Below are 24828 nucleotides of genomic sequence, written 5' to 3'. Positions count from 1 at the left end.
CAAAAAGCATTTTTTTTATTATATTGCTGTAAGGACTTGCCTATTGTATAACTTGTGAGTTATTACGCACTATAATGCAAAGCAAGATGCTCGCGGCTAAGACTTCATCCATAGCACATCTTTAGAACAATGGTATGACCGATAATATTGCTAAGTATCGAATTGTCGAGACTTTGACGGAAAATCAGGTTTCTGACTTGATGGATTTGTACAAAAACGAGTTTTGGTGCGACAAGCGGAGGCGGGAGGATGTGGTGAAAATGCTCGCCGCTACTGATGTTATCATTGGTTTGGTCGATGAGGGCGATGGCGTCCCGCCCCGCAAGCTACGGCTAATTGGCATTACCCGCGTCCTCACCGATTTTGTCTACAGGGCGATGGTTTTTGGGCGTTGCTGATTTACGGTATGAAAGGCTAAATATGCAAGTCATAGAAACCAGAATCCACAAAACTTCTGAATTTTCAACTTATTTTTTTCATACCCTGATTAAGCAACGCCGGTTTTTGATGTGATTGTCAAGCCGACACACAGAAACACGGGATTGGGCGCGGTGTTGATGGATGCAGTTTTCAATCATCCCGAATTGCAAGCCGTGGAGAGTTTTTCTCTTAATTGTTTGCCGAAAATTATACCATTTTACGAGCGCTGGGGTTTCACGGACGATCTGGGAGAAATTAAGTCTATGCGGCGCAAAAAAAGCTAAATTCAGCTCATTTAATGCCCAAGTTTTTCTCGAATTGCATCTTCTTTAAAACCTACTAAAACAGCAGTTCCATCTTTCACAAACAGCGGACGTTTCAGCAGCATCGCATCCTTAGCAAAAGCTTCCACCCATTCTTCACCAGTCCACTCTTTCTTGTCGTCGCCCAAAGCACGATAAGATTGACCGGAGGTATTTCGCATTGGTTTAAAGCCTAAACTTGTCACCCAGTTTTCAATTGTTTCGCGAGTTGGTGGCTGTTCTTTTGTGTTAATGAACTCGTAAGTGATGCTGTTATCTTTGAGCCACTGCAAAGCTTTTTTGCAGGTTCCGCAGTTTGGGATTCCGTAAACTTGAATTGACATATATTAAGAAGGAAGAAGGAAGAGGGAAGATTGGCAGCGGATTATGTAACGGATTTAACGGATAGAAGAAGTCAGAAGGCTTTGGTGATCTAGCAGGGAAGCAATATAACAGCTTATTTTTTTAGTAATTAAGAACGTTTTAAACGTCTTGGGGGTTTCTATAAAACTGTCAACTAACAAATGCCAACTGCCAACTGTCAACTGCCAACTAACAACTGTCAACTGCCAACTGTCAACTGCCAACTGCCAACTGCCAACTGACTAATGACTCTTGACTAATTTAGCTTGTTGAATCCATTGTTGCACGCGATCGACCGAAGGAGTCAAATCATTGCGCTGCATTGTCGCTACGTGCAGTCTCAGGATTTGTTGGTGCAACCTCTCCACGGGCATTTGAGCTAATTGAGCGGCAGAAGCAACGCCGGCGTGCAGCAACAGCCCGCAATACTGACAGCCGACACTGGGAATCCGAGCCAGCTCTGCCATCGCTACCCATTTATTAACAGATAGAATGTTAATGTGTAATTGATGTGCTAATAATGCTTTCGCAGCCGGTGTTTTCGTCATGCGAATTAATTGCGCGGTTGTGGTGATGCCGCATTGTTCTAGTTGAGACTGGTTTTCATGGCTCAATCCCGGCAACTGTTCGATCGGCCAATCCCGTATTTGTACGGAATTTTTAGGAGCTTTGTGAGGAATTTTCATCTTATTTTCAGGGAATTTACTTATACTTTAAAGTCGAAAATATCAAGCCGTCAATAGATGCGATCGCTCATGTTACAACATTTACAAAAGCCCGATCGACTAATTTGGTCGATCGCCCCTGTAGCTACGGGGAATGTTAAGCACTTGCCGCGCAGCACTTTCAGCCTTGGTTTTTCTTACTGTCTGGCAAGATTTGTGCTGAACAAATTTCCGTTTGTGGCGATCGCAAATGCGATCGAAAACACTACGCACAAAATGATAGCAAGAAATAATATAAAGATTAGACTTTTCTCAAAATGACTGCTAAGTTTGAAGTCAAGACTTTATTTATTTTAAGACTGAGAATTAAAGGACTGAAATCCTTACTACCAACAAAATTCAAAATAATCTGCTGTTAGCCATGACCATTACCAAGACTGATGATATGTTAAAAGATATTTTACACCAACGGCGACAAAAACTTGCCAATTTAATTGATTTTCCGGTAATTCTTTGGTCTGGGCGCAGCATTCCTCGCAATTATCCGGCGCTGACTTTTCCTTTTCGCGCCAGCAGTCACTTTCTATATTTTGCAGGTTTGCAGTTAGAAAATGCTGCCATTCGCTTAGAATCGGGTAAATTAGAATTGTTCTTAGATGACGCAGATCCTAGCAGCACTCTTTGGCATGGAGAAATGCCGAAACGTGCAGAAATTGCTGAATTAATTGGGGCTGATGCTGCTTTCCCCATGACTGAATTAAAAGCGCGTTCCACAAATGCCGCCACGATCGCCCTTCAGGATAGCTTGACTCTGTTGCAACAGTCACAAATTCTCGATCGCCCCCTTGCACCGTCCAAATCGCCAACCGGCATCGATCTAGAATTAACTCAGGCGATCGTATCGCTGCGCCTGAGCCACGATGCAGCCAGTTTGGTCGAATTGCGTCAAGCTGCCGCTGTCACCGTAGCAGCGCACAAAGCGGGCATGGCGGCCACAGGAAATGCTCGCATCGAAGCAGGGATTCGCGCTGCAATGGAAAGTGTCATCATCTCGGAAAACATGACCTATGCCTATCCGAGTATTGTTACGGTACAGGGCGAAGTTCTGCACAGCGAACACTATCACAATCCGCTACAAACAGGAGATTTGCTGTTAGCAGATGTCGGTGCCGAATCGTCAATGGGATGGGCGGCAGATGTGACTCGCACTTGGCCTGTTTCGGGCAAATTTTCGCCAACTCAAAGAGCAATTTATGATGTGGTTTTGGCAGCGCACGATGCTTGTATTGAGAAAGTTAGTCCGGGGGTGGAATATCAAGATATTCACCTGTTAGCTGCTCGAATTATGGCGGCAGGATTGGTGGATTTGGGTATTTTGCAGGGGAATGTTGAAGATTTGGTAGAAATGGATGCTCACGCGCTGTTTTTTGTGCACGGCATCGGGCATTTAATCGGTTTGGATGTTCACGATATGGAAGATTTGGGCGATTTGGCTGGCTATGCAGCCGGAAGAACGAGAAGCAGTCGGTTTGGGTTGGGTTTTTTGCGGCTGAATCGAGTTTTGTGTCCGGGAATGCTGGTATCGATCGAACCTGGTTTTTATCAAGTGCCGGCAATTTTGAATAACTCTGAAAATCGCGCCAAATATAAAGAATTTGTAAAGTGGGACGAGTTGGAAAAATTCGCGGACGTCCGGGGCATACGCATTGAAGATGATATACTTGTTACCGAAGAGGGTAGAGAAGTATTAACAGGGAAATTACCAGCGAAAGCTCAGGAAATTGAGGAGTTAGTTGCGGTAAGTATGTAGGGATAGATCGCAAAGCGGGCGATCGTCCACAGTTCCAACAGGCGAGAAAAAAATAAAGTAAGATGAACAAAGCTTGGCAAACAGGTATTTTGATGTTAGTTGAAAAACTAGCAGCGCAAGTCCAAAAATTTGCAGCGCGGAGACTTGGGCGGATTTTTCGTAACCGTATATCCTCGCCGCCGCCGATGCAAGTTGCACCTTTGCCCAGCAACGAAGAAGAGAGACTAAAAGCACTTCACCGCTACCATATTCTCGATACAGATGCCGACGAAGCTTTTGATGACTTAACAGCTTTAGCATCCTACATTTGCGGCACTCCTATTGCTTTAGTCAGCTTAATAGACGCTAACCGACAGTGGTTTAAATCAAAAGTAGGTTTGGACGCCTCAGAAACTCCTAGAGAGTTAGCATTTTGCGCTCACGCTATTTTAAATCCCAATGAATTGTTAGTTATACCCAATGCTCTAGAAGACGATCGCTTTGCGGGGAATCCGTTAGTAACTGCCAATCCCAATATTCGATTTTATGCTGGAGCGCCGCTAGTAACTTCTGATGGTTTTCCGATCGGCACTTTGTGCGCGATAGATACAATTCCGCGCCATCTTACCCCAGAACAATTAGAAGCGCTGCAGACTTTAGGAAGGCAAGTTATTAACCAAATGGAGTTGCGAATTAATTATGCTAAATTAAAGCGCGCCCAGAGCCGGGAAAAACAAGTTGAAGCAAAACTCCGCTCTACTGACGAGCAAATTGTCAATTTTTTAGAAGGAATGAGCGATGCTTTTTTTGCTCTAGATCTCCAGTGGCGGTTTACTTACGTCAATTACAAAGCCTCGCAATTTTTGCAGCGCGTACCGGAAGAACTTTTTGGTAAAACTTTTTGGGAAGAGTTTCCCGATTTGATAAATTCGGTATTTTATGAAGAGTGTCATGAAGCTGTAGCCAAACAAGTGGGAGTGAATTTTGAGAAATATTATCGTCCCTTAAAACTGTGGTTGGAAGTCCGGGCTTTTCCCAGTCATGACGGCATTTCTGTATTTTTTCACGATATCACTAAGCGCAAGCAAATGCAATCGGCACTCAGGAAACAACAGAAAAAAACTGAGGATTTACTGCTAAATATTTTGCCAGAACCGATCGCCAACAGGTTGAGGCGCGAACCGGGGGTAATTGCAGACAAGTTTGAAAAAGCAACTATTCTTTTTGCTGATTTGGTGAATTTTACCCAAATTTCTACCACGATGCCCGCCACTCAATTAGTATATTTGCTGAATGAAATTTTTTCAATTTTCGACAAGCTCAGCGACAAGCACGGGTTAGAGAAAATCAAGACGATTGGGGATGCTTATATGGTAGCGGGCGGTATTCCGATTGAACGCCCAGATCACGCTGAGGCGATCGCCGAAATGGCACTGGATATGCTAGTAGCAATTCAGGAATTAAATGTGAAGCTAAAGGCGAATTTTGCGATCCGCATCGGGATTAATAGCGGCCCGGTGGTGGCGGGGGTAATCGGCACTAAAAAATTCATTTACGATTTGTGGGGAAATGCGGTGAATACAGCCAGCCGCATGGAATCTCACGGCATACCCGGCCGCATTCAGGTCAGCTACTATACTTATAACTTGCTGCACGATAAATATGAATTTGAAGACCGGGGCGAGATCGAGATTAAAGGTAAAGGAAAAATGCAGACTTATTTCCTGATGGGCCCGAAAGCAGCAAGGGAGATGGAAATAGTCGGAGATTAAATGTAGAAGAGGAAAGTTCGGTAACGGATTTTTTAACGGATGTAACGGATAGTGAAGTAGGGTGCGTCAGAAGCGTAAAATTTGTGCGACAAATTCACAATCTTATTGTGACGCACCAACTAATGAATGAATGGTGTGTCAGTTCTAAAATTTTCGGTGAGAATTGAGAATTATCTTGCCTGACGCACCCTACGGCTAAGATTTGAAAGTACCTGAAAAATTAGGCCAGATCGCCTGCCAAGCAAAACAACAGCAACAGTTGTCAACAAATCAGATTATGCTATACACACGCAGAGAGTTCCAAGCAATCCCAAGCGCGGTACTCGACGTTATAAAAATATTAAGTTGAAGTCCTCGGAGCCTTTAATATGGTTCAATTTCATATTCAAACAGATAGCGAGATCCCTGCATCCACTCAACTATTCAATCAAATCAGGTTTGCGATCGCCTCGCGCCAGTTTCCGCCCGGACACCGCTTGCCGAGCACCAGACAACTAGCCATGCAGACTGGTTTGCACCGCAACACCATCAGCAAAGTTTACCGACAGCTCGAAAATACCGGACTGGTAGAGGCCCAAGCCGGATCGGGGATTTACGTCCGCGCTCAAGGCCACGAGGGCGGCAGTAAACTCAAATCCCCGATCCTCGAAGAATATCCTCTCGCTAATAGAATAGTTCAAGAAAGTATGGATCAACTGCTGGGACAGGGCTGTACGCTCAACCAAGCCAGGGAATTATTTTTGGCCGAAATTGACTGGCGGCTCAGGTGCAGCGCCCGAGTCGTCGTCACAGCCCCCACAGAAGATATCGGCGTGGGCGAGCTGATGGCGAAAGAACTCGAACAAGCTCTCCGCATTCCCATACAATTAGTGCCGATGGAACAGCTAGGTACTTTTTTGGATCAAATTTCTTCGGGAACTGTGATCACGAGTCGATATTTTATCGGAGAAGCAGAATCAATTTCGGCGCCGCGTTCGGTGCGAGTCATTCCCGTAGACATCTACGACTACGATCAGGAAATCCAGCTTGTGACGGGTTTACCGAAAGACAGTTATTTGGGTTTAGTCAGCTTGAGTCCGGGAATGTTGCGATCGACTGAAGTGATCATCCACAGCATCCGGGGCGAGGATTTGCTGGTGATGACGGCTTTGCTGTCGGATGCCTACAAGATTAACTCGATCGTGCGATCGGCAAGAACAATTTTCTGCGACCAACCGAGCTTTGCTACAGTAAAAGCGGCTATTAACGCTGCCCGAGAGGATATTATTCGTCCCCCGCAACTGATATGCTCTGAAAATTACATCGGCTCTAAGTCAATTAATTTGCTCAAGCGCGAGTTGGGCTTGGGATAAGTCAGTTGTTATTGGTTAGTTGTTGTTGGTTAGTTGTTGTTGGTTAGTTGTTATTGGTTAGTTGTTATTGGTTAGTTGTTATTAGCCAACAGTCAACAGCCAACAGCCAACAGTCAACAGCCAACAGTCATTAGTTAATTCCCATTCCCAATGACTACTAACAAATAACAAATAACAAATAACAAATAACAAATAACAACTGACAACTGACTACTGACTACTGACTACTGCCCAATTACCAATGCCCAATTACCAATTAGAATTATCCATGCCAATTGAAATCCAACCCTCAATTAATGTTAAAACTGCGATCGAAAGCCGACGGGCCGCGCGCAGTTTCAAGCCCGATCGAATTCCCCCAGCTATATTGGCAGAGATTTTGCGCTTGGGAGTGCGATCGCCCTCCGGTTACAACTTGCAGCCTTGGCGGTTTATCGTACTTGAAGACGAAGCCAGCAAAGAAAAATTAAAAACTTGCGCCTTCGACCAGCGCCAAGTGGTAGAAGCCCCAATCGTGTTAATCTGTTGTGGCGATCGGCGCGCCGCCGAGCCCGAAAACACTGAAGCCGTCATCGAATTGGGCAAAGCCGCAGGCGCAATGAATGACAATTTAGCCGGTTATATACGCCAAGCAATCCCGCAATTATTCGAGAACCGTCCCTGTTTCGACTCTGTAGAAACTTGGACAAACAGACATACAATGCTCGCAGTAGCTCACTTAATGATTGCAGCTAAAAGCTTTGGAGTAGACAGTTGTCCGATGGAAGGTTTTGTCAGCGCTAAGGTGAAAGAAGCCTTTGAAATTCCTGAACAAGTAGATGTTTGCTGTTTGCTACCGCTTGGTTATGCAGCAGAACCTTTCAAACAATACGGTGGGCGTTTTGATGTGACTCAAGTTTATTACAGCGAAAGTTATGGAAAAGAGTTGCAACTTGAGACTTAAGAGTTAAGATTTGAGAGTTGAGATTTGAAGGAGTCGGTACAAGTTCAAGCAAATCGGAACTACCGACAATTTTTCAATCCGAAATCGCAATCCGAAATCGCAATCTAAAATCTAAAATCGCAAGTGGTGAGAGCAGAAAGAGGAAAAAAGTATGACAGTAGCAGCACGACAAAGTAAGGCACAAATTTTAGAAGTAAAGTTGCAGAAGCACTTACAAGCCGCCGGATTAAAAAAAATACCGCTTTATATCAGTTGCGATTTTAGAGATGACTCTTTAACGGTTGTCGGAGAACACCCGCGAAGTGTAGTTATCAAAGCCAAACCGACTTTTACGGTGCTAGAAGCGGCTCTTCTCGAAATAGAACCAGAATCTGTTGAACAGATTGGACTTTGCCTAAAAATTACCGGACAAAAACAGCCCTATGCTTTCCATTCTTTTACCATGCACAACCCTGTTTTGTCAAGACCCAGAACAGTGGAAGTGCGAAAGAAAGTCGAGGAAATACCCGCTGCAGAAACGGGGATTGTGCTAGCAATAAATGCGGCAGAGACGGCGGATGCAGCGGAGGAAATGCTGTTAGAAAACGATATTAAAGAGCCGGGAGATGATGAATATTTCCCCGATTTGTCTGAGGAGAGTTCTAGCAATTCCGATCCGATCGCCTTTAAGGTAGCTACAATTCCGGGAGATTTTGCAGAAAATCCCTTCAATTCGCTAGATATGGAAGCGGTAACAGTTTCTCAAACACCCAAGCATTCACCGTGGGCGCTGCTGGCGGCGGCAGGAATTGTCAGCTTGGCGGCGATAATTTTGGCAGGGGGTTATTACCTGTTGAGCCGCCCCTGTGTCATCGGAGAATGCCCTGCACTAGCTAATGCTAAACAGTTGAGCGACAATTCGATCAGGACGCTGAAAACTTCAAAGGTTGCTAACAGCCCCGAAGAAGCGCAGGAACAGTTAAAAGGGGCGATCGCCCTTTTGGAACCGATTCCAGCTTGGTCAATTCATCGCGGCGAAGCTCAAACCGCCCTGGAAAAATACCGCCAGCAAAGTCAGAATTTAAACTCTGCGATCGATGGCGCGCGCCTAGCAGAGTCAGCAGCCAGGAAAACCGGAAATCCTCCTTATTCTGCCGAGAATTGGCAGGAAGCGCAAGCTCTGTGGCAAAGCGCGATCGCCCAACTCGGAGAAATCCCCCAAGACAGCCCTGTTTATCCCTACGCTCAAAAAAAGGCAAAGGAATACCGCAAAAATTTAGCAACAGGAAACAAAGAATTAGGAACAGAAAAAAAAGCCGAAAAAACCTTGATCGAAGCCAAAAATACAGCCCAAATAGCAGAAGCTCGCGAAGCAGTAGCTCAAACAGCCGAAAGTTGGATTCAAGTACAAGCTGGTTGGGAAAAAGCCCTGGACATAATATCAGAAATTCCCAGCAATACGCAATCTTACCAACAAGGTAAACTGCTAATTCCGAGATACGAAACGAAGCTTTCCCAAGCTCGCGAGCGCAAAAATGTTGAAGGAATTTCAGAAAACGGCTACACTCAAGCAGTGAGTTTAGCAGCGGAAGCGATGATTTTTGAGGGCAAAAATGAATGGTTTAAGGCATCGGAATACTGGCGGAGAGCTTTGAGTTATGCCGAGCAAGTTCCGGCGGCCACTGCTTATTCCCAGAAAGCCAAGCCGCTGATTGATTCCTACACAAAATCGTTGGAGCAAGCAGAAGTAAAGTTGAAGGAAGAAAGGAATCTGCAAAAAGCGCGGGCGGATTTGAATAAAACTTGCAAAGGCCAACCGAAAATTTGCGACTATACTGTTAGCAAAGATTTGATTGCGGTGCAGATGACTTCCGATTACGTGCAGAAACTGCAACAAACTTTCATCCAAGCGGAAAACAAGAAGGCCGTGAAGACTCGTCAAGCTGTGGAAAAGCACGTTGAAACGTTGCAAAAAGCTTTGGAGGCGATCGCCGAAAACGCCAAAATTCCGATGCAGGTGTACAATGGCGAAGGCAAGCGGATTGCGAGCCACGAACCGAAGTAGGCCGGATTTGAACATATTGTAGGGTTATATCAATTCCGGTTGCACTCAGGGGGAATTGTTGACTGTTGACTGTTAACTGTTGACTCGATTTGATTATTCCTGAGTTACTCCGCAATCAATCCAGCTTGAAAAACTTGTTGCGCCGTCAAATTCAACTCTGGAAAAGTTGGCGACTCAATCCGATCGTTTCCCCGAAACAAACTAACCTTATACTCGCCGTCAACCAACCGATAAACCGATATCGTTGGTTGTTTGGGATTGCCAATAAACCTGCGGCAGCCCAAACCGAGATAATCCACAATCCAGTATTCATGAATCCCGATTAGTTCGTATTCGCCTACTTTTTTGATGTAGTCATCTTGCCAGTTGGTACTAACTACTTCTATAACCAGCGGAATTGAGGCTCCTTGAGTCACTGTTGAAAACTTTTGCCACAGAGGTTCTGATGCTAAATTTGGGCGATTTAAGATCGGAATGTCCGGCGAATAAGCTGATTGGTTTTCCAGTGGTTTAACTAATGCTTGTTTGGGGATGAAGTACGGCAGGTTTAGCCTCACAAATTCAATAGTTAATTCCGAGGCTAAAAAACCGATAACTTCTTCATGCTTTCCCGGTCGCTGAGCTATTTCAACAATCCCTCCGCTGTGAAGTTCGTAACGTGCATTTTCTGGCTTCCCTTCCGCAAATTCTTCAAAAGTTAGCGTTTTAGTTGCTATTTGAATCATGGCTATTTCTCCTGAATTATGGCCGGACGGGCTAGGAGCAACGGCCCACAAAATAAACTCACTATTTGTGGAACAAGCCGGACAGCCTGTTCAATAAAATAAGGGCAAATGCAAGTTCCTACCCATATTATTTCCCAGTTTGGCCAATGCCCAATTCCCAATCCCTCCGCAACGCTAGAGCCCAATTCCCAATCCCTCCGCAACGCTAGAGCCCAATGCCCAATTCCCAATTATCATTTTATCAACTGTGCATCTTGATTGAAAAACCTGCGGGACAATCCCTCGGTCAACAATAGAGTTGCGATTAAAGTTGCCAGCGCTAACACAAACATAATCAAAATCTGGTAAGATGCTGCATCTATCGGACTGACACCGCTGAGCATTTGACCTGTCATCATTCCCGGTAATGTCACGATTCCTACGACTGTCATTGTATTTAATGTGGGGATTAATCCAGCTTTGATCGCATCTTTGCGGTACTGTTTTACTGCTTGCTGCGGTGTGGAACCTAAACTTAAATGGGTTTCTATTTCTAACTGGCTGCTGTTAACTGTACTGACAAGTCTTTCACCGGCGATCGCCCCAGAGTTCATCGCATTGCCCAAAATCATCCCCGCTAGGGGAATCAAATACTGCGGTTCGTACCAGGGATCAGGTTGCAAAATTAGCAAGTTTGTATAGCCCAAAGTCAAGGCCGTGCTAATCAAAATCGAACCCGAAACTAACGGTAGTAAGTGCTTGATTTTTTTGCTGATGCGGTTGCTAGCCACCGTGCTAGCTGTTGTCAGCATGATTGCTAAAACTGCTAAAACCACCCAAGGATTTTTTCCCTCCGGGGCAAATACGACGGCCAACACGTAGCCGACTAGGATTAGCTGGATCAGGGTGCGGCCCGCCGCGATCGCGATCGCCCCCTCCAATCCCAATCCCTGCCACGCCGAAAGCCCGATGGCGATCGCCACCATCCCCAAAGCCCAACCCAAATCAGTAAACTCTAGCTGAATTAACATCGGCGCTCTCTTTCGATCCAGTGATTGTTTGCCCCTCCAACTATAAAATATTTGAAGAAACGTTTCTCAAAAACAGTTTTGCTGCAAGAATTTGCTGTGATAATGGTTGAAATTTTTGGTGTGAAGAGTGAATAAAGTTCCCCCCCTCGACTTAAGCCAGCAGTACGCCCAGATCGGCGAGGAAATAACCGCTGCGGTGCAAAAAGTGCTCGCCTCTGGCGGCTACATAGGCGGCCCCGCCGTGAAAAGTTTTGAACGAGAATTCGCCGACTACACCGGCGTTTCCGACTGCGTTGGCTGCAACTCGGGCACGGATGCGCTGATTTTGGCCTTGCGAGCTCTCAAAATTGGCCCCGGCGATGAAGTGATTACCACTCCTTTTACTTTTTTTGCTTCGGCTGAGACAATTAGCGCCGTCGGTGCAACTCCGGTATTTGTCGATATTGACAGCGAGACTTTTAATTTGGATGTCGAACTCCTCGAAGCGGCAATTACCCAAAAAACCAAGGCAATTATGCCCGTGCACATCTTCGGTCAACCCACAGACATGACTCGGTTGATGGAAATTGCCACCAAGCATAACTTAGCCGTAATTGAAGATTGCGCCCAGTCTGTCGGGGCCCTGTGGCAGTCTCAAAAAGTCGGCAGCATCGGCCATGTCGGCTGTTTCAGCTTTTATCCGACCAAAAACTTAGGCGCTTGCGGTGACGGCGGCGCGGTGACAACAAACGATGCAGCCCTCGCAGCTTCCATGAGAATGCTCAAAGAACACGGACAGTCTTCTAGGTATTTCTACGAAGAAATCGGCTACAACAGCCGTTTAGATGCCCTGCAAGCGGTGATTCTCAGCATTAAATTGCGGTATCTCGACAGTTGGAACGCCCAGCGGCGCGAAAAAGCAGCCGTTTATAACGAATTTCTCTCCCGCGTGCCCGGAGTTGCTGTCCCCAAGGAATTGCCAGCAGCTAAGGGAGTTTGGAATCAATACACAATTCGGCTTACAAGTCAAGAAGACCAGCCAAACTCCTCTGGCAATTTCCGGGACTCGGTGCGCGATCGGTTGCAGGAATCCGGCATCGGTTCGATGGTTTACTATCCGTTACCCTTGCACCTGCAACCTGTTTACAAATCTTTGGGCTATCACGTCGGTGATTTACCTGTGGCAGAGCAAGTTTGTCGCGAAGTCTTGTCTTTGCCGATGTTTCCCGAACTTTCGAGGGATCAACAAGAGCGGGCGATTTATGGACTCAAAGATTGTTTGGCACATAGCCGGTAGCATCCGGTAGCTTTGGCCCGATCGCCCGATCGACAGAAACGCCCCAAAACAGAGAAATTGCAGGGTTGCAGTGCCGTACTGGTGCAGCGGTCAGGGAAATATATTAAGTATTTTGACCGATCGCTTGTACTTTTATGTACTATCATTAATTAATGAAAAGAAAAAAATTTAGGCTGATAATCCGCCTAGAACGGGTGCATCTTCCGCTCGCCTAAAATTGGCGATATGTCAATGATGAAGAAGGAAGAAGGAAGGAAGGAAGAAGGAAGAAGGAAGAAATAAGAAATAAGAAGGAAGAAGGCTATAACGGCTTCGCGAGCGGGTTAAAAGAAGGAAGAAGGAAGAAGGAAGAAGGAAGAATGTTTGAACTTTCGACTTCCCATCCCCGATGCTTTTAGGCCCGATGCCCGATTCCCGATTCTTTTAGGCCCGATTCCCGATGCTTTTAGGCCCGACGCCCGACGCCCGACTCCCGATCTCAAATTTTCAATTTAACCTGCAATTTTCATAAAATTAAGAGGAAAATAAACGAGTGCCTCAGTATAAATTCACTCAGGCTAGACGCTACGATCCACAAGCGATCGCTAAGTATTACCGCAAACGTCCTTGGAAAGCAATTTGGCGAGCAATTACCGTTATTTGGTCTTTTGCAGGCTTCGTGCTGGGGATGCTGTGGGACAGTTGGCAGCACGAAGCCGCAGCACACCAGCCGGAACGCGCCACCCACCTGCGACAAATACTCACTCGCTTGGGCCCCACTTTCATTAAAGTCGGCCAAGCCCTTTCTACCAGACCGGATTTAATTCGCAAAGACTTTCTCGAAGAACTGATCAAACTTCAAGATCAATTGCCACCCTTTGATTCGGCGCGAGCATTTGAGATTATTGAAGCAGAACTCGATCGCCCCATTAGCGAAACCTACAGCGAAATCTCCCCCGAACCAGTCGCCGCCGCCAGTCTCGGTCAAGTGTACAAAGCCCGTCTCATGACCGGAGAAGCAGTCGCCGTCAAAGTTCAGCGACCCAACTTGCTACCAATCTTGAGCCTCGACCTTTACTTAATGCGCTGGGCCGCTGGATGGTTAGCCCCTTTGCTGCCGCTCAATCTCGGCCACGACCTCTCTTTAATAGTCGATGAATTCGGTATCAAATTATTCGAGGAAATTGACTATATCAACGAAGGCCGCAACGCCGAGAAATTTGCCACAAACTTTGCCGACGACCCGACAGTAAAAGTTCCGAGTATCTACTGGCGCTATACTTCACCGTGCGTTCTCACCCTAGAATGGATTGACGGCATCAAGCTGACAGATATGGCAAGCGTTAAAGCTGCAGGTTTGGACACCGATAGCTTAATTGAAGTCGGAGTCCGCAGCGGTTTGCGACAGTTGCTGGAACACGGATTTTTTCACGCTGACCCCCATCCGGGAAATCTGTTTGCCTTAGCGGACGGCCGCATGGCTTACATCGATTTTGGGATGATGGATCAGATGGAAGAAACAACTAAAGAAACTTTGGTTGATTCTGTCGTTCATTTGATCAACAAAGATTACTTGCAGCTAGCCCAGGATTTTGTAAAACTCGGCTTTTTGACACCAGATACAGATATTATGCCGATCGTCCCGGCGCTGGAATCCGTACTCGGCGATATCGTCGGCGAAAAGGTGTCAGATTTTAACTTCAAGACAATTACAGACCAGTTTTCGGAGTTGATGTACGACTATCCTTTCCGAGTGCCCGCGAAATTTGCCTTAATTATTCGCTCTCTCGTGACAGAAGAAGGTTTAGCCCTGACGCTGAATCCCGATTTCAAGATAGTCGAGGTTGCGTATCCTTACGTAGCGCGCCGATTGTTAAACGGAGAATCTCCAGCACTGCGGCGGCGACTGATTGAGGTATTATTCAAAGATGGCAAATTCCAGTGGAACAGATTAGAGGAGATGATCGCGATCGCCAGATCCGATCGCAGTTTCGACCTGCTACCCACCGCCCAACTAGGCCTACAATTCTTGCTGTCAGAAGAAGGATCGTTTTTGCGTCGCCAATTGATATTAGCTTTGATTGAAGACGATCGCCTCCACACAGCAGAAGTTAGCAGCCTTTGGAACCTAGTCAAAGAAGACTTGCAACCAAGTCGCCTGTTCAACGTTGCTCTAGACGCTTTAACAGAGCTTTCCACAGCAGGAACAGCCGCCCTGACTCGACTTTAATTTTAGTCAGTAGTCAGTAGTCAGTAGTCAGTAGTCATTAGTCATTAGTCAGTAGTCATTAGTCATTAGTCATTAGTCATCAGTCATTAGTCATTAGTCATGAGCGACTTGTGCTGAGCTAAGCCGAAGCAAGTCGGAGGATGGTCATTAGTTATAAATCAAAAGACAACTACTAATGACCAATTAACTTTTTTGACCACAAAAAAGTCCCGAATACACAAATTTTAAAATGCAGAAAACAGAGGCAAAAATAATTTCCTTCTTACTGCTAAATGCTAAATGCTAACTAATGACTACTGACTACTGACTGCTGACTTCCCAATTTTCCATTACCCAAACTAAGGAATTATTCGTGTATTATTTTCCAGAACCTCCATATTTTTTAATGAGCGCTGGATTGCTAGCAGGTATGGCATCAGGCTTAGCTTTTGAAGCAACACTCAAACAAGCAGTGCAGCAGTGGTCAAAAAATCGCTCTACTCGTACTCTAGCTAACCTGCCAAGGTTGCAATTATCCATACCTTTCATCGGAATGGCCGGGGGAATTTGCGTATTTTTAGCTTCGGGAGTGGAGATTTTTGGCTTCCCAAAATTACTTTCTTATGCTCTAGCTTTACCTCTCACACTACTCACCGCGTGGTTGGTTTGGACTCAGCTAAACAAACTTTTAATCGAACTCGAACGCGGAGGTTCCCAAGCGCTCGATTTAGATTCATTTGAACAATAAACTTCTTAAACCGCAGACAAACGCGAATCAAACAGATAAAAACCCATCAGCGTTTATCAGTGTTAATCTGCCAACATCTGCGGTTCAAAAAAACAATCAAACTAATACCATTTTTCTTTCATATGTGCTATAGATGAAGTCTTAGCCCCCCCGAAATCGCGGGGGGTTGGGGGGGTAATATCTAGCGCTACTTTATAAAATTGGTATAATCACCATCAATCCCAAAACTTCGCAACTTAAACATAATATTATTAATTTTTTTAACTACCAAACTTTTGAAATTTCTACCCAAACGAAGCAACAAATTGGGCGGCGCGAGATTTGGCAATTTTTCCGGTGAATTCAAATAACGGTAGTGCAGAAACACATCTCGGTAGGGAATCTCAACATCTTCCCCAGCACACAATCGAGTAAACTTGGCAGCCGAAATGCTCATGTAGTGCAAGTAAGTCAGCCGCCGTCCTTTATCGTATAAAACATAATCTATCACATCAAATTTAGAAGACCAATGATTGCCCGTTACCCCAGCAGCTTGATGATACGCAAAGTTATAAAAAGAGATGTCACTGCGGGCGACGAAATAGTTAAATAAAGGTTGGTCAGTTCCCCGCAGGGACAAGATTTCAGCTTCTCCTGAAGTCAATTTGTTTAATAGTTCAACTGAGTTGTGGCGATTTAAAATACCTTTTTTTGAAGCAAACCAACCCGCACAAAAAATCTGAGATTTTAGTCTGTCAAGCTGGAAAATTTCGGCGACTTTTTCCGAGGATAAATCAAACACATAATTGAGGTCAGATTTGTATTGAAAATCGTTTGCTACCCAATCAAATTCATCAAGTTTGTGATAGATGGCATCCAGAGAACCCATTAACAGAGTGTCAGCGTCAAAATAGACAAATTTGTCAAAAGGGCCGTCAAAACAGCAAAATTTTCGGTGCATTCCCAGACAGTGAACTTGTCGCCAACCTTTAGCTTGCCAAACTTTTTGAGCTTTTTTGTGAGATGTCCAAGCTTGAGTCGCAAAGTCTTCCCAAAAATCGATGGAATCGGTATTTTCAAATAAAGTAACATTGCTTCGCGAGGCAATTTCTACTCGCACTTTTTGCAAGTTATCGTCATAGGGAATGATGCAAACAGGAAGATTTTTCGCGCCGTTGACTTCGAGACTGTTCAATAAAGCAACTAAGTGGTCAAAAACCACATCGTTTCCCAGAATATAAATGCCATCAGTCATAGTTTTTTAATAGAAAATGTATCTCTAAAAATATCGGAATAATTTTTGCATTAAATTAGGTTTTTCTTGATGTAAATAACGATAATGTTGCCAAAGTTTCCAGTAAGGGCTACCCGATTTAATTGGTATCCCAGCCCAGTGCAGATATTTTAGCTTTTTGCCTTTGTCATAAAGCAGGTAATCTATTTCTTGAAAATGTGTAGAACCCGCCCAGCTACCGGGTTCTGTGGCTGAAGTTTTTACCAGATTGCAGCGCTTGGGAATTAACTTAAGAATCATGTAATTTAGTATAGGTTGGTCTGTGACATTTTGAGTAAAGTCAAAATATTCTCGATGCTGCGCGCATTCTCGCAAAATTTTATACATTTGCGATTCGGTAATAGTGCCTTTTCTCGAAGCCCAAAAACCGCTGTTGAATACATCTTGAAGTTGTGAGTCGGTAAATATATTCTGTTCTTTTATGACTGGTGAAAATACATTTCGCAGTTTTTCGCTGAGGTGGTGATAATCGCAGCAAAAAAAGTCTACTTCTGAGAGTTTGTTTAAGTTGGCTGCGATGTCTTCAAAAACGATGATATCGGTATCGATGTACAGAAATTCGTCGAGGGGGCCAAACCAAGCGCAGAGTTTCCGCATTTTGTTGGGAAGGGCTAGAAAAGTACGATCGAACATTTGGCCAATTTCTCTGGTAAACTGTTCGACAAACTCCAGATTTGGGAACAATCGCACCCCGTAGAGGCTGCTGAGGGCGGCCGCGACTTGCTGATAATTGTCATCAAACGGAATCAGAAAAACTGGTACTTGACAATTATACAGACGTATGCTTGCCATAAGGGCGATCGCGCTTTCCATCACCCTATCATTAGCAACAATATAAATACCCCGACTCACATCAAATCCATTAACATCAGAATAACTCATTTCTCTTCTCTCTCTCTGCGTTCTCTGCGTCCTCTGCGGTTTAAAAATCAAACATTTATCCTCAACCTTCTCAACACCCTGGTTAACAAATTCGACCGAGAAACCTCAGTATAAGACTTAGGCGCTTGGGTAAAAACCGGACGCTTTTCCGGTTCCCGGAGATAGCGGTAATGCAGAAACAAATCGCCATAGGGAAACTCAATATTTTCCCCCCCACAAACCCTCCGAATCAAATCCGGCGGCACACCAATATAATGAAGATAAGTCAGCCGATTTCCCTTATCATACAAAATATTATCGCGTTCTTCAAAATGTTGGGAAGTGACGCTACACCCAGTTTTCTCAACCTCCGGGAGGCTATAAGCAAAATTATAGCTCTTCATCTTAGTTTTCATCACCATATAATTGAGCAACGGCTGTTCTCCCGCACCTTCATAGAGAATTTCCGCCTCGCCAGATTGCAGTTGATCTAACAGCCATTCCCTAGTATTTTGCTCAAACAATCCTTGCTTGCTAGCGTAAAATCCCGAACAAAATATTTCCGAATCAATCCGATTTTGCTCAAAAACTTCGAGGAGTTTTGGCGACTGAATATTGTATACTTTAGTTGGGTCAGTAAATTGAAAATCATAAACCACAAAATCAGATTCCTCTAACTGCTGAAAAACCCCATCAAGGGAATTCATCACCAAAGTATCGGCATCCATATAGATAAACTTGTGAAACGGGCCGTCGAAGGCACAAAAGCGCCGGTGTGCACCGTAAAGCCGGAATTTTTGGCGGTTCAAACGCTCTGGTGCGGCTGATTCCATGAATTCGTCCCAGCGCTGAATAGATGCGCTATCTTCATAAATAAACACGTTGGGACGGTTGACAATTTCAGCTTTGATTTCCTCTATTTGGTCGTCGAAAGGATAAATGCAGACAGGAGTATTTGAGCCTAAGATAACTTCAATGCTGTTGAGCAAGGCAATTAGTTGGTCGTAAACTATATCGTTGGCTAGCGTGCAAATTCCATTCATATCTATTAGTCTCGCGTTGCGCGGACTTTGTTTGTGTAGTTGCGGTTTCAACCGCCGAATTATCTTGTAATACCGGGAATCCCGCCTAAAACTATTTCCTAAGATACAAAATTGGACAGCCAATTCAGCAAGTTCAATTCGTGGAGAATGATTTGCCTCGCTTCGGCAATTTTATCCCTCGCTTCATGCCAATAATCCGCCGTTGCAATAACCTCTTTAATAAATTGTACTCCTTTTTCATCCAAACTCGGCAGCCGCAGGAAACTCCCCGCCGGCAACAACTTATCCGCCGCCGAACCGCCGTAATAAATTGGCAAACACCAACCTAACAAAGCATCCCAAAGTTTTTCGCTGACATACAAATCGTTTTCTGCATAATTCTCCACAGCTAAGTTGTAATAGTACGGTGCGACGGCGTGCCATTTATTGTTAACAGTGCCGTTTCCCTGCGCCCAAATTGGCAAGTTTCGCCCGTAAAGGTCAAAGTTTAATTTTTGTTGTTGCAGCAATTTGATAAAATCTAATCGCTGTCGGTGGTTGGCGCTGCGGCTAACACCTGAAGTTATCCAAGAACATAATTTAGTTTTCGGCGGCGCAGGCATTTCATTCAGTTCTCGAAACGAGTTAGAGTGATACCAAATCGCGGGCATATAATCGGGTTTTGGTGCGAAGTCGTCGGGCCCGGAAATGTAGCCACAATAAAGTTTGGCTTGTTCGTAGTTGGTTTTGGTAATTTCAATTACTTCGGGTAATGGCGGCTCTCTGATTAGATAAATAATCCGTTCTTGGGGAACGTTGCGGAATTTGTCTCGAATGTCAATTTCTGGTTTGGGATGCCTGTAATTTCGTATTTTATCCATCCACGATTGCTGTTTTGGTTGTCGGGGAAAGTCGAATTGATACATGAGCAAAAAGTCTGGTTCTGGATGGTTGGCAAGCATTTGAATATTTCCCCATTTGCCGAAGTTGTGGGGAGTTTGTTGCCACAGCCAGTCGCTTTGACTCATCCCTGGGTATGTGGTGATTGTGCCGATGATTTTTGGGTTCATAATTAGTAGTATGTAGGGTGCCTCAGCTTGGGTGATTTTCGCCATAATTGATAATTTAAAAGCTGACGCACCGCACAGTTAATGGTGCGTCTGTTTTGATAATTTAAAAGCTGACGCACCGCACAGTTAATGGTTCGTCTGTTTTGATAATTTTATCAATTGTCTGTCGCCTGCGGACTGACGCACCCTACCAATGACTCATCCACATAACTCAAAATCCTCTCAATCCGATTTTCCCAGGAAAATTGCTTGACAAATTTTAATGTTTCTGCATAACCTTCGATCTGCCTCGGATACTTGGTTAAACAATCTCGAATGCTTTGTGCAAACTGCTGCGGGTTATCCGGTTCGCACCAAATTGCTGCAATATTTCCCGATTTAAATTCCATCAAAGATGCAATCTCCGTCGCTACGATCGCAGTACCCGATGCCATATAATCAAAGAACTTCAAAGGAGACGTGAATGTCGCGGCTTCTGTCAAACAGTGCGGGTGAATCAAAACATCCGCTGCTTGCAGCAAGCTAGCCAGTTGATTTTGCGGGAGGTAGCCGAGAAAATTAATGTTGTTAACTTGCTTCTCTTTAGCTAATTTCCGGTAGGCTGTAACTTGGGATGAATCCCCACCGGCGATCGCAAATTGAACATCCGGCAATTCCTCGGCCACATCCACCAGCATATCAACACCTTTAAACGGGTAAAGTCCCCCCGCATAAACTGCTAAATGCTGCCTGTCACCTGCTAATAATTGCTGCCGCCAATTCTCGGCTGCTGCTGCTTGTCTCGCGAGAAATAACTGATTAAAACCGTTGTGCAGCGTAATTACTTTATCTGGTGGCATCCCATTCTCAATCATGCTGTGTCGAACAGTATCTGCAACAGTTACAGCAATTTGAAATAGAGGATTGCTCACAATTTCTGATGCAAATTTCTTGTCTTCATGGTGGTGTTGTTCGTAGATAGCGGGAATTCCGTTTTTAATAGCAGCTTTGACAAAGTTCCAGTCGCGACTGTGGACGAGTTTAGTTGATTTTAGCAGGTGAATTGGCAAATAGTATTTGCAAACTATGGTACTCGCATTCGTCCACTTATTGTCCCAAAAATCGAGGTGAGGCACTGGCAAATCTGCTATTTTTAATTTTTCCTCAAGATTGTAGGTTTTGGCAAGTTTGTCATCTGGTTTTCTGGGTTGAAAAGGAAAAAGTAAATCAACGGGATTTGAAGCACTCAAGCCTTGGCGGAGGTATACTAAAACTGCTGGCAAACCGAGATTTGCTGCGGCATTGGCCGAGTGTGCAACTTGAACTAAGCTTGCTACATTGGGTTGCGGCAAGACATTTCTGGTAAAAAAGACATAATATTTAGACATGGGAATTGTTGACTGTTGACTGTTGACTGTTGACTGTTGACTGTTGACTGTTGACTGTTAACTGTTAACTGTTGACTGTTGACTGTTGACTGTTGACTGTTAACTGTTAACTGTTGACTGTTGACTGTTGACTAACAACTAACAACTAACTGAGGGCGGGCCCGCACCATCCACCGCCCCTACCAACTAACAACTAACAACTGCCAACTGCCAACTGCCAATTGCCTACTTTTTAACAGTCTGACGTTTGATAGTGTTTTCTATAAATTCTAAGGTTTTAAAAATATTAGCAGCGGAGTGGAATGATTCTCTAATTAACTCGTCTTTTTCTTCGGGAGAATCTACCATTTCATCTACTAGCAATTTGAGGTAAGCTATCATGGGAGTCAGGCGAGTGCGAATTTCGTAAGAACCTCTAATTAATGCTTCGTCACGAGCGGTTTCTTCGGCAAATTGCACTGAATACAAGCGAGTGTAGTAACCTCCTTTTGCTAGCAATTCTTCGTGGGAACCTATTTCTACTACTTGTCCGCGATCGATCACGGCGATTTTGTGGGCTTTTTGGACTGTGGAGAGGCGGTGGGCGATTACTAAGGTTGTGCGATCGCAGCTCAATTTCTCGATCGCCGATTGCACGTATCTTTCGGAAACCGTATCCAGGGAACTCGTAGCCTCATCTAAAATTAAGATTTCCGGGTTTTGCAGCAAAGCTCTAGCAATGGAAATTCTCTGACGCTGCCCTCCCGATAATATTACACCCCGATCGCCAATTTGAGTATCCAACCCCTCCGGCAACAGTTCGATAAACTCATAAGCATTCGCTCCCCGCGCCGCTTCCACAATTTCTGCCTCACTCGCTTGGGGCCTAGCGTAAGCAATGTTGTCGCGCACCGAAGCATTAAACAAAAACGTATCTTGGCTAACAATACCCATCGCTTTTCTGAGACTTTTTAGCTCAAATTCCCGCAAATCTGTGCCATCAATCGAGATATTACCTTCAGTAGGATCGTAAAATCTCGGCAGTAAATCTGCCAAAGTTGACTTACCAGAACCCGAAGTTCCTACCAAAGCCAAAGTAGTGCCGTGAGGAAGAAATAAATCAATTTTTTGAAGAACTAAATTCTTGTGATTCGGATAACTAAAAGATACTTTATTAAAACTAATTCCCGATTGCAAATGAGTGTACGGCACAGAACCGTTCAGCATAAACGGCTTGTCATCGCAGCTCAAAAAATCATTGACCACCTCTACACTAGCCGACGTATTCGCAAATTGGCTGCGCCCGCTATTCAACTGAGAAATCAAAGGAATCAACCGAAAAAGTACCAATAAATAGGTCAACAAAACTGTTGAAATCGACTCTATTTCATTGGCAAATATTGTGCGACCTATAAATACAATCAAAAGAATAACTATTAAATTAACAACTTCGTTAATTGGGGCGATCGCTGCATAATTTACCTGAGCTTGAAAATCTGCGTGTTCTCGCCTTTGAATTAAATGCTTGATCCGCTGATACTCCCTTTCCTCGTTCCCCGTTGACTTGACCAGCCGAATCCCAGTTATAGTTTCCAACACCCTAACCGAATAATCCTTAGACATCTCAGAAAGCACCATGCCAAAATGCTTAGAACGGTGAATAATATATTGATTTGTCCAAGCAACCAACGCCAGCAAAACTGTAGCTGTCACCGTCAGTTTCCACGAGATAGAAAGCAGCAAACCCACAAACACCAAAACAGTAATTGAAGTAGTAAACATTCCGATCGCCGTACCAACTGCACTAGCCGTCCGGCCAATTTCTCCGCCCAATCTATTAATTAAATCCCCGACTTTAGTTTTCGAGTAAAAATCTAAATCTACTTCTAACAATAACCGCAAACCTGCTTCTCGCAAATCAAAAGTCAGAGAGCGCGTCAGAGAAGTGGCCACTAAAGTATTGATATAACTCGCAATATTTTTCAAAAAAATTGCGACAAAAATCGCCGCTGTCATCAACATTAAACGCTGATTTTCGGGCATTCCTTCAAAAGGATACATCAAAGTTTTAATGAGAGTTGGAGCGCCGCGCAGCTCCACCGCTTCATCCAAAAAATTTAAAAGCACCGGTACAATCAGAGTAGTGCTGATACCGCTGAATAAAGCCCCAGAAAAGCCCAGGATCACAGTTAATAAAATCCTGCCGGGATATCGTCTCGCAAATTTTAGGAGTAGCTTATTCGCAGACATGAAGCGTTCCCAGCTAAATAGTATGGCATTTCAAAATATTCTTTAATTTCACCCAGTTATTCTTCCTCCATTCAGTCGCTTAAATGTCACCGCTACTACCTAAAATTATTTCTGAAAGTATCGGTGCCATTGCTTGAATGCTATATTTTTTTACGCATCTTTCCCGAGCTTTCATTCCTTGCAAATTCGCGACGGTCAAATTTTGAAATATCCATTGAATTTTTTGGGAAATTTGAGCGGGTGAACTTGGCTCGACTAAATAACCAGTTCCTCCTAAAATTGCCGGAATATCCCCCACCCGTGTAGACAAAACAGGCTTAGCCATTGCCATCCCATCTGTCAGCTTGAGCGGAAACTGAGCCACCGCTGTCAGAGTCTGTCGCTGAGGAACAACGACAACGTGAGCCGCCGCCACAACTTCAGGCATCGTCTCGACTGGAAATCTTGGCAGTTTAACAATCCAACGTCCCCATTGTTGCATAAGTCTATCATCATAATCGTCATAAGGACTTCCGCCGACGATCGCTAATTTTAAATCCGGCTCGTTTAACTGTTCGAGGGCCATCAAAACATCCTCAACTCCTTTGTGAGGTCGAGGCGCACCCGGAAACATTAATATTCTATACCCAGACAAGCCGTAACGCTCTCTGCTCAATTCAGGATTGTATTTAGCAGGATCGAACATTTTAGTATCCTTACCGTTCGGCAAATATACACCACCAAAACGCTGTTGTAAAAATTTAGTATGAACGGTGACTGCATTAGCGCGGTGGATTAAACTTTCCATCCACTTGATATATAGCGGGTGATCGGGTTTTCTCAATTGACCGTTTTGTTTTAAAATATCTCGATAAAGTTGTTTAAAAGAAGGACGATATTTCCATTCATCTGGATCGCACCAGCTTAGTTCCCAGTCATCAATATCTAAAATCACAGGGCGCAGAGTCTCCAGTTTTTTTAGCAGCGATAAACCAAAGCTTGTAGGTTTAGGTTTGACTGCATAAATAATATCTCCATCTATTTTTTTCAAAATTTTTTGAGCATCCATCAAAAACGTCGGATAGTTTGTCCCTGGTATCGCACAGACTGGGATGTTTGCAGGAGGAATCGCGTACAATTCTTCACCAAACTTAAATCCAACAACTTCTACCTCGTAGTTAAGCTCGATCAGAACTTGAGCTAAGAGAAAGGCACGAATTGCGCTTGCTCCCGATAAATCGCTCACCACTAATGAAACTTTCACTGAGCATTTTTTTTGATATTTACTTGATTTTCCTGCTTAACTGACCTTTTGTCAAGGAACTCGAAACTTGGGTTTCCAGACCAAAGAAATGGAGTTTTTAACCGAGGGAAGCTCACTTGCTAAGCAATACCAATTTCATAAAGTAGCGCTAGATATTACCCCCCCC

Annotated in this window: 22 protein-coding genes; 11 read left to right on the top strand and 11 right to left on the bottom strand. The window is 44.4% G+C overall.

Annotated elements, in window-relative coordinates:
* Positions 1-134 precede the first annotated feature (134 nt).
* Complete coding sequence (locus AACV78_RS26665; RefSeq protein ID WP_228042489.1) at positions 135-398, top strand: hypothetical protein; 264 nt, start codon at positions 135-137, stop codon at positions 396-398.
* A gap of 111 nt (positions 399-509) precedes the next feature.
* Positions 510-704, top strand: coding sequence for a GNAT family N-acetyltransferase (locus AACV78_RS26660; RefSeq protein ID WP_194010419.1), 195 nt, complete (start codon positions 510-512; stop codon positions 702-704).
* 11 nt (positions 705-715) lie between these two features.
* Here AACV78_RS26660 and AACV78_RS26655 read toward each other — a convergent pair whose 3' ends face one another.
* Positions 716-1066: a Spx/MgsR family RNA polymerase-binding regulatory protein gene (locus AACV78_RS26655; protein WP_194010418.1), complete on the bottom strand. Its 351-nt coding sequence runs from the start codon at positions 1064-1066 to the stop codon at positions 716-718.
* A gap of 261 nt (positions 1067-1327) precedes the next feature.
* Complete coding sequence (locus tag AACV78_RS26650; RefSeq protein ID WP_194010417.1) at positions 1328-1771, bottom strand: DUF4332 domain-containing protein; 444 nt, start codon at positions 1769-1771, stop codon at positions 1328-1330.
* A gap of 69 nt (positions 1772-1840) precedes the next feature.
* On the opposite strand from AACV78_RS26650, the gene AACV78_RS26645 reads away from it, so the two are divergent.
* From AACV78_RS26645 to AACV78_RS26620, 6 genes are all read left to right on the top strand, one after another.
* Positions 1841-2071, top strand: a complete 231-nt coding sequence (locus AACV78_RS26645) for a hypothetical protein (RefSeq protein WP_194010416.1) — start codon at positions 1841-1843, stop codon at positions 2069-2071.
* 100 nt (positions 2072-2171) lie between these two features.
* A complete protein-coding gene (locus tag AACV78_RS26640; protein ID WP_194010415.1) occupies positions 2172-3560 on the top strand; it encodes an aminopeptidase P family protein in 1389 nt (462 codons plus the stop codon).
* A 185-nt stretch (positions 3561-3745) separates the two neighbouring features.
* Positions 3746-5311, top strand: a complete 1566-nt coding sequence (locus AACV78_RS26635) for an adenylate/guanylate cyclase domain-containing protein (protein WP_370528843.1) — start codon at positions 3746-3748, stop codon at positions 5309-5311.
* 368 nt (positions 5312-5679) lie between these two features.
* Positions 5680-6663, top strand: coding sequence for a GntR family transcriptional regulator (locus AACV78_RS26630; RefSeq protein WP_194010413.1), 984 nt, complete (start codon positions 5680-5682; stop codon positions 6661-6663).
* Between the two features lie 241 nt (positions 6664-6904).
* A complete protein-coding gene (locus tag AACV78_RS26625) occupies positions 6905-7606 on the top strand; it encodes a nitroreductase family protein (protein WP_339383801.1) in 702 nt (233 codons plus the stop codon).
* A 151-nt stretch (positions 7607-7757) separates the two neighbouring features.
* Positions 7758-9650 (top strand): sbcc family protein, encoded by a 1893-nt coding sequence (locus tag AACV78_RS26620; protein ID WP_194010412.1) that lies wholly within the window; start codon positions 7758-7760, stop codon positions 9648-9650.
* Between the two features lie 104 nt (positions 9651-9754).
* On the opposite strand, the gene AACV78_RS26615 is transcribed toward AACV78_RS26620, so the two are convergent.
* Together AACV78_RS26615 and AACV78_RS26610 are read right to left on the bottom strand one after the other, a co-directional pair.
* Positions 9755-10375, bottom strand: coding sequence for a Uma2 family endonuclease (locus AACV78_RS26615; protein WP_194010411.1), 621 nt, complete (start codon positions 10373-10375; stop codon positions 9755-9757).
* A gap of 233 nt (positions 10376-10608) precedes the next feature.
* Positions 10609-11385, bottom strand: a complete 777-nt coding sequence (locus tag AACV78_RS26610) for an ABC transporter permease (RefSeq protein ID WP_194010410.1) — start codon at positions 11383-11385, stop codon at positions 10609-10611.
* A gap of 127 nt (positions 11386-11512) precedes the next feature.
* Here AACV78_RS26610 and AACV78_RS26605 point away from each other — a divergent pair, with 127 nt between their 5' ends.
* From AACV78_RS26605 to AACV78_RS26595, 3 genes are all read left to right on the top strand, one after another.
* A complete protein-coding gene (locus AACV78_RS26605) occupies positions 11513-12661 on the top strand; it encodes an aminotransferase class I/II-fold pyridoxal phosphate-dependent enzyme (RefSeq protein ID WP_194010409.1) in 1149 nt (382 codons plus the stop codon).
* 532 nt (positions 12662-13193) lie between these two features.
* Complete coding sequence (locus AACV78_RS26600) at positions 13194-14870, top strand: lipopolysaccharide core heptose(II) kinase RfaY (protein WP_194010408.1); 1677 nt, start codon at positions 13194-13196, stop codon at positions 14868-14870.
* A gap of 385 nt (positions 14871-15255) precedes the next feature.
* The gene (locus AACV78_RS26595; protein WP_228042488.1) at positions 15256-15597 is read left to right on the top strand and encodes a hypothetical protein; all 342 of its coding nucleotides are present in this window, start codon (positions 15256-15258) and stop codon (positions 15595-15597) included.
* Positions 15598-15784: 187 nt separating this feature from the next.
* Here AACV78_RS26595 and AACV78_RS26590 read toward each other — a convergent pair whose 3' ends face one another.
* From AACV78_RS26590 to AACV78_RS26560, 7 genes are all read right to left on the bottom strand, one after another.
* Entirely contained in the window at positions 15785-16831 is a 1047-nt protein-coding gene (locus AACV78_RS26590; protein WP_194010407.1) for an Npun_R2821/Npun_R2822 family protein, read from the bottom strand.
* Positions 16832-16855: 24 nt separating this feature from the next.
* Positions 16856-17722 (bottom strand): Npun_R2821/Npun_R2822 family protein, encoded by an 867-nt coding sequence (locus AACV78_RS26585; RefSeq protein WP_194010429.1) that lies wholly within the window; start codon positions 17720-17722, stop codon positions 16856-16858.
* A 77-nt stretch (positions 17723-17799) separates the two neighbouring features.
* Complete coding sequence (locus AACV78_RS26580) at positions 17800-18774, bottom strand: Npun_R2821/Npun_R2822 family protein (RefSeq protein WP_194010406.1); 975 nt, start codon at positions 18772-18774, stop codon at positions 17800-17802.
* Between the two features lie 98 nt (positions 18775-18872).
* Positions 18873-19823 (bottom strand): glycosyltransferase family 10 domain-containing protein, encoded by a 951-nt coding sequence (locus AACV78_RS26575; RefSeq protein WP_194010428.1) that lies wholly within the window; start codon positions 19821-19823, stop codon positions 18873-18875.
* Between the two features lie 155 nt (positions 19824-19978).
* Positions 19979-21190 (bottom strand): glycosyltransferase family 4 protein, encoded by a 1212-nt coding sequence (locus AACV78_RS26570; RefSeq protein ID WP_194010405.1) that lies wholly within the window; start codon positions 21188-21190, stop codon positions 19979-19981.
* Positions 21191-21415: 225 nt separating this feature from the next.
* Positions 21416-23419 (bottom strand): ABC transporter ATP-binding protein, encoded by a 2004-nt coding sequence (locus AACV78_RS26565; RefSeq protein ID WP_194010404.1) that lies wholly within the window; start codon positions 23417-23419, stop codon positions 21416-21418.
* A gap of 79 nt (positions 23420-23498) precedes the next feature.
* Complete coding sequence (locus AACV78_RS26560; protein ID WP_194010403.1) at positions 23499-24662, bottom strand: glycosyltransferase; 1164 nt, start codon at positions 24660-24662, stop codon at positions 23499-23501.
* Between the last annotated feature and the right edge of the window lie 166 nt (positions 24663-24828).

This window comes from Tychonema sp. LEGE 07196 (assembly GCF_963890365.1).
In the GTDB taxonomy this organism is placed as follows: Bacteria; Cyanobacteriota; Cyanobacteriia; order Cyanobacteriales; family Microcoleaceae; genus Microcoleus.
This window is presented reverse-complemented; position numbering and strand designations above follow the sequence as displayed.

Coding starts and splice junctions, on each gene's coding strand:
- AACV78_RS26665 (WP_228042489.1), top strand. CDS start 135: ATGACCGATAATATTGCTAAGTATCGAATTGTCGAGACTTTGACGGAA.
- AACV78_RS26655 (WP_194010418.1), bottom strand. CDS start 1,066: ATGTCAATTCAAGTTTACGGAATCCCAAACTGCGGAACCTGCAAAAAA.
- AACV78_RS26650 (WP_194010417.1), bottom strand. CDS start 1,771: ATGAAAATTCCTCACAAAGCTCCTAAAAATTCCGTACAAATACGGGAT.
- AACV78_RS26645 (WP_194010416.1), top strand. CDS start 1,841: ATGTTACAACATTTACAAAAGCCCGATCGACTAATTTGGTCGATCGCC.
- AACV78_RS26640 (WP_194010415.1), top strand. CDS start 2,172: ATGACCATTACCAAGACTGATGATATGTTAAAAGATATTTTACACCAA.
- AACV78_RS26635 (WP_370528843.1), top strand. CDS start 3,746: ATGCAAGTTGCACCTTTGCCCAGCAACGAAGAAGAGAGACTAAAAGCA.
- AACV78_RS26630 (WP_194010413.1), top strand. CDS start 5,680: ATGGTTCAATTTCATATTCAAACAGATAGCGAGATCCCTGCATCCACT.
- AACV78_RS26625 (WP_339383801.1), top strand. CDS start 6,905: ATGCCCAATTACCAATTAGAATTATCCATGCCAATTGAAATCCAACCC.
- AACV78_RS26620 (WP_194010412.1), top strand. CDS start 7,758: ATGACAGTAGCAGCACGACAAAGTAAGGCACAAATTTTAGAAGTAAAG.
- AACV78_RS26615 (WP_194010411.1), bottom strand. CDS start 10,375: ATGATTCAAATAGCAACTAAAACGCTAACTTTTGAAGAATTTGCGGAA.
- AACV78_RS26610 (WP_194010410.1), bottom strand. CDS start 11,385: ATGTTAATTCAGCTAGAGTTTACTGATTTGGGTTGGGCTTTGGGGATG.
- AACV78_RS26595 (WP_228042488.1), top strand. CDS start 15,256: ATGAGCGCTGGATTGCTAGCAGGTATGGCATCAGGCTTAGCTTTTGAA.
- AACV78_RS26590 (WP_194010407.1), bottom strand. CDS start 16,831: ATGACTGATGGCATTTATATTCTGGGAAACGATGTGGTTTTTGACCAC.
- AACV78_RS26580 (WP_194010406.1), bottom strand. CDS start 18,774: ATGAATGGAATTTGCACGCTAGCCAACGATATAGTTTACGACCAACTA.
- AACV78_RS26575 (WP_194010428.1), bottom strand. CDS start 19,823: ATGAACCCAAAAATCATCGGCACAATCACCACATACCCAGGGATGAGT.
- AACV78_RS26570 (WP_194010405.1), bottom strand. CDS start 21,190: ATGTCTAAATATTATGTCTTTTTTACCAGAAATGTCTTGCCGCAACCC.
- AACV78_RS26565 (WP_194010404.1), bottom strand. CDS start 23,419: ATGTCTGCGAATAAGCTACTCCTAAAATTTGCGAGACGATATCCCGGC.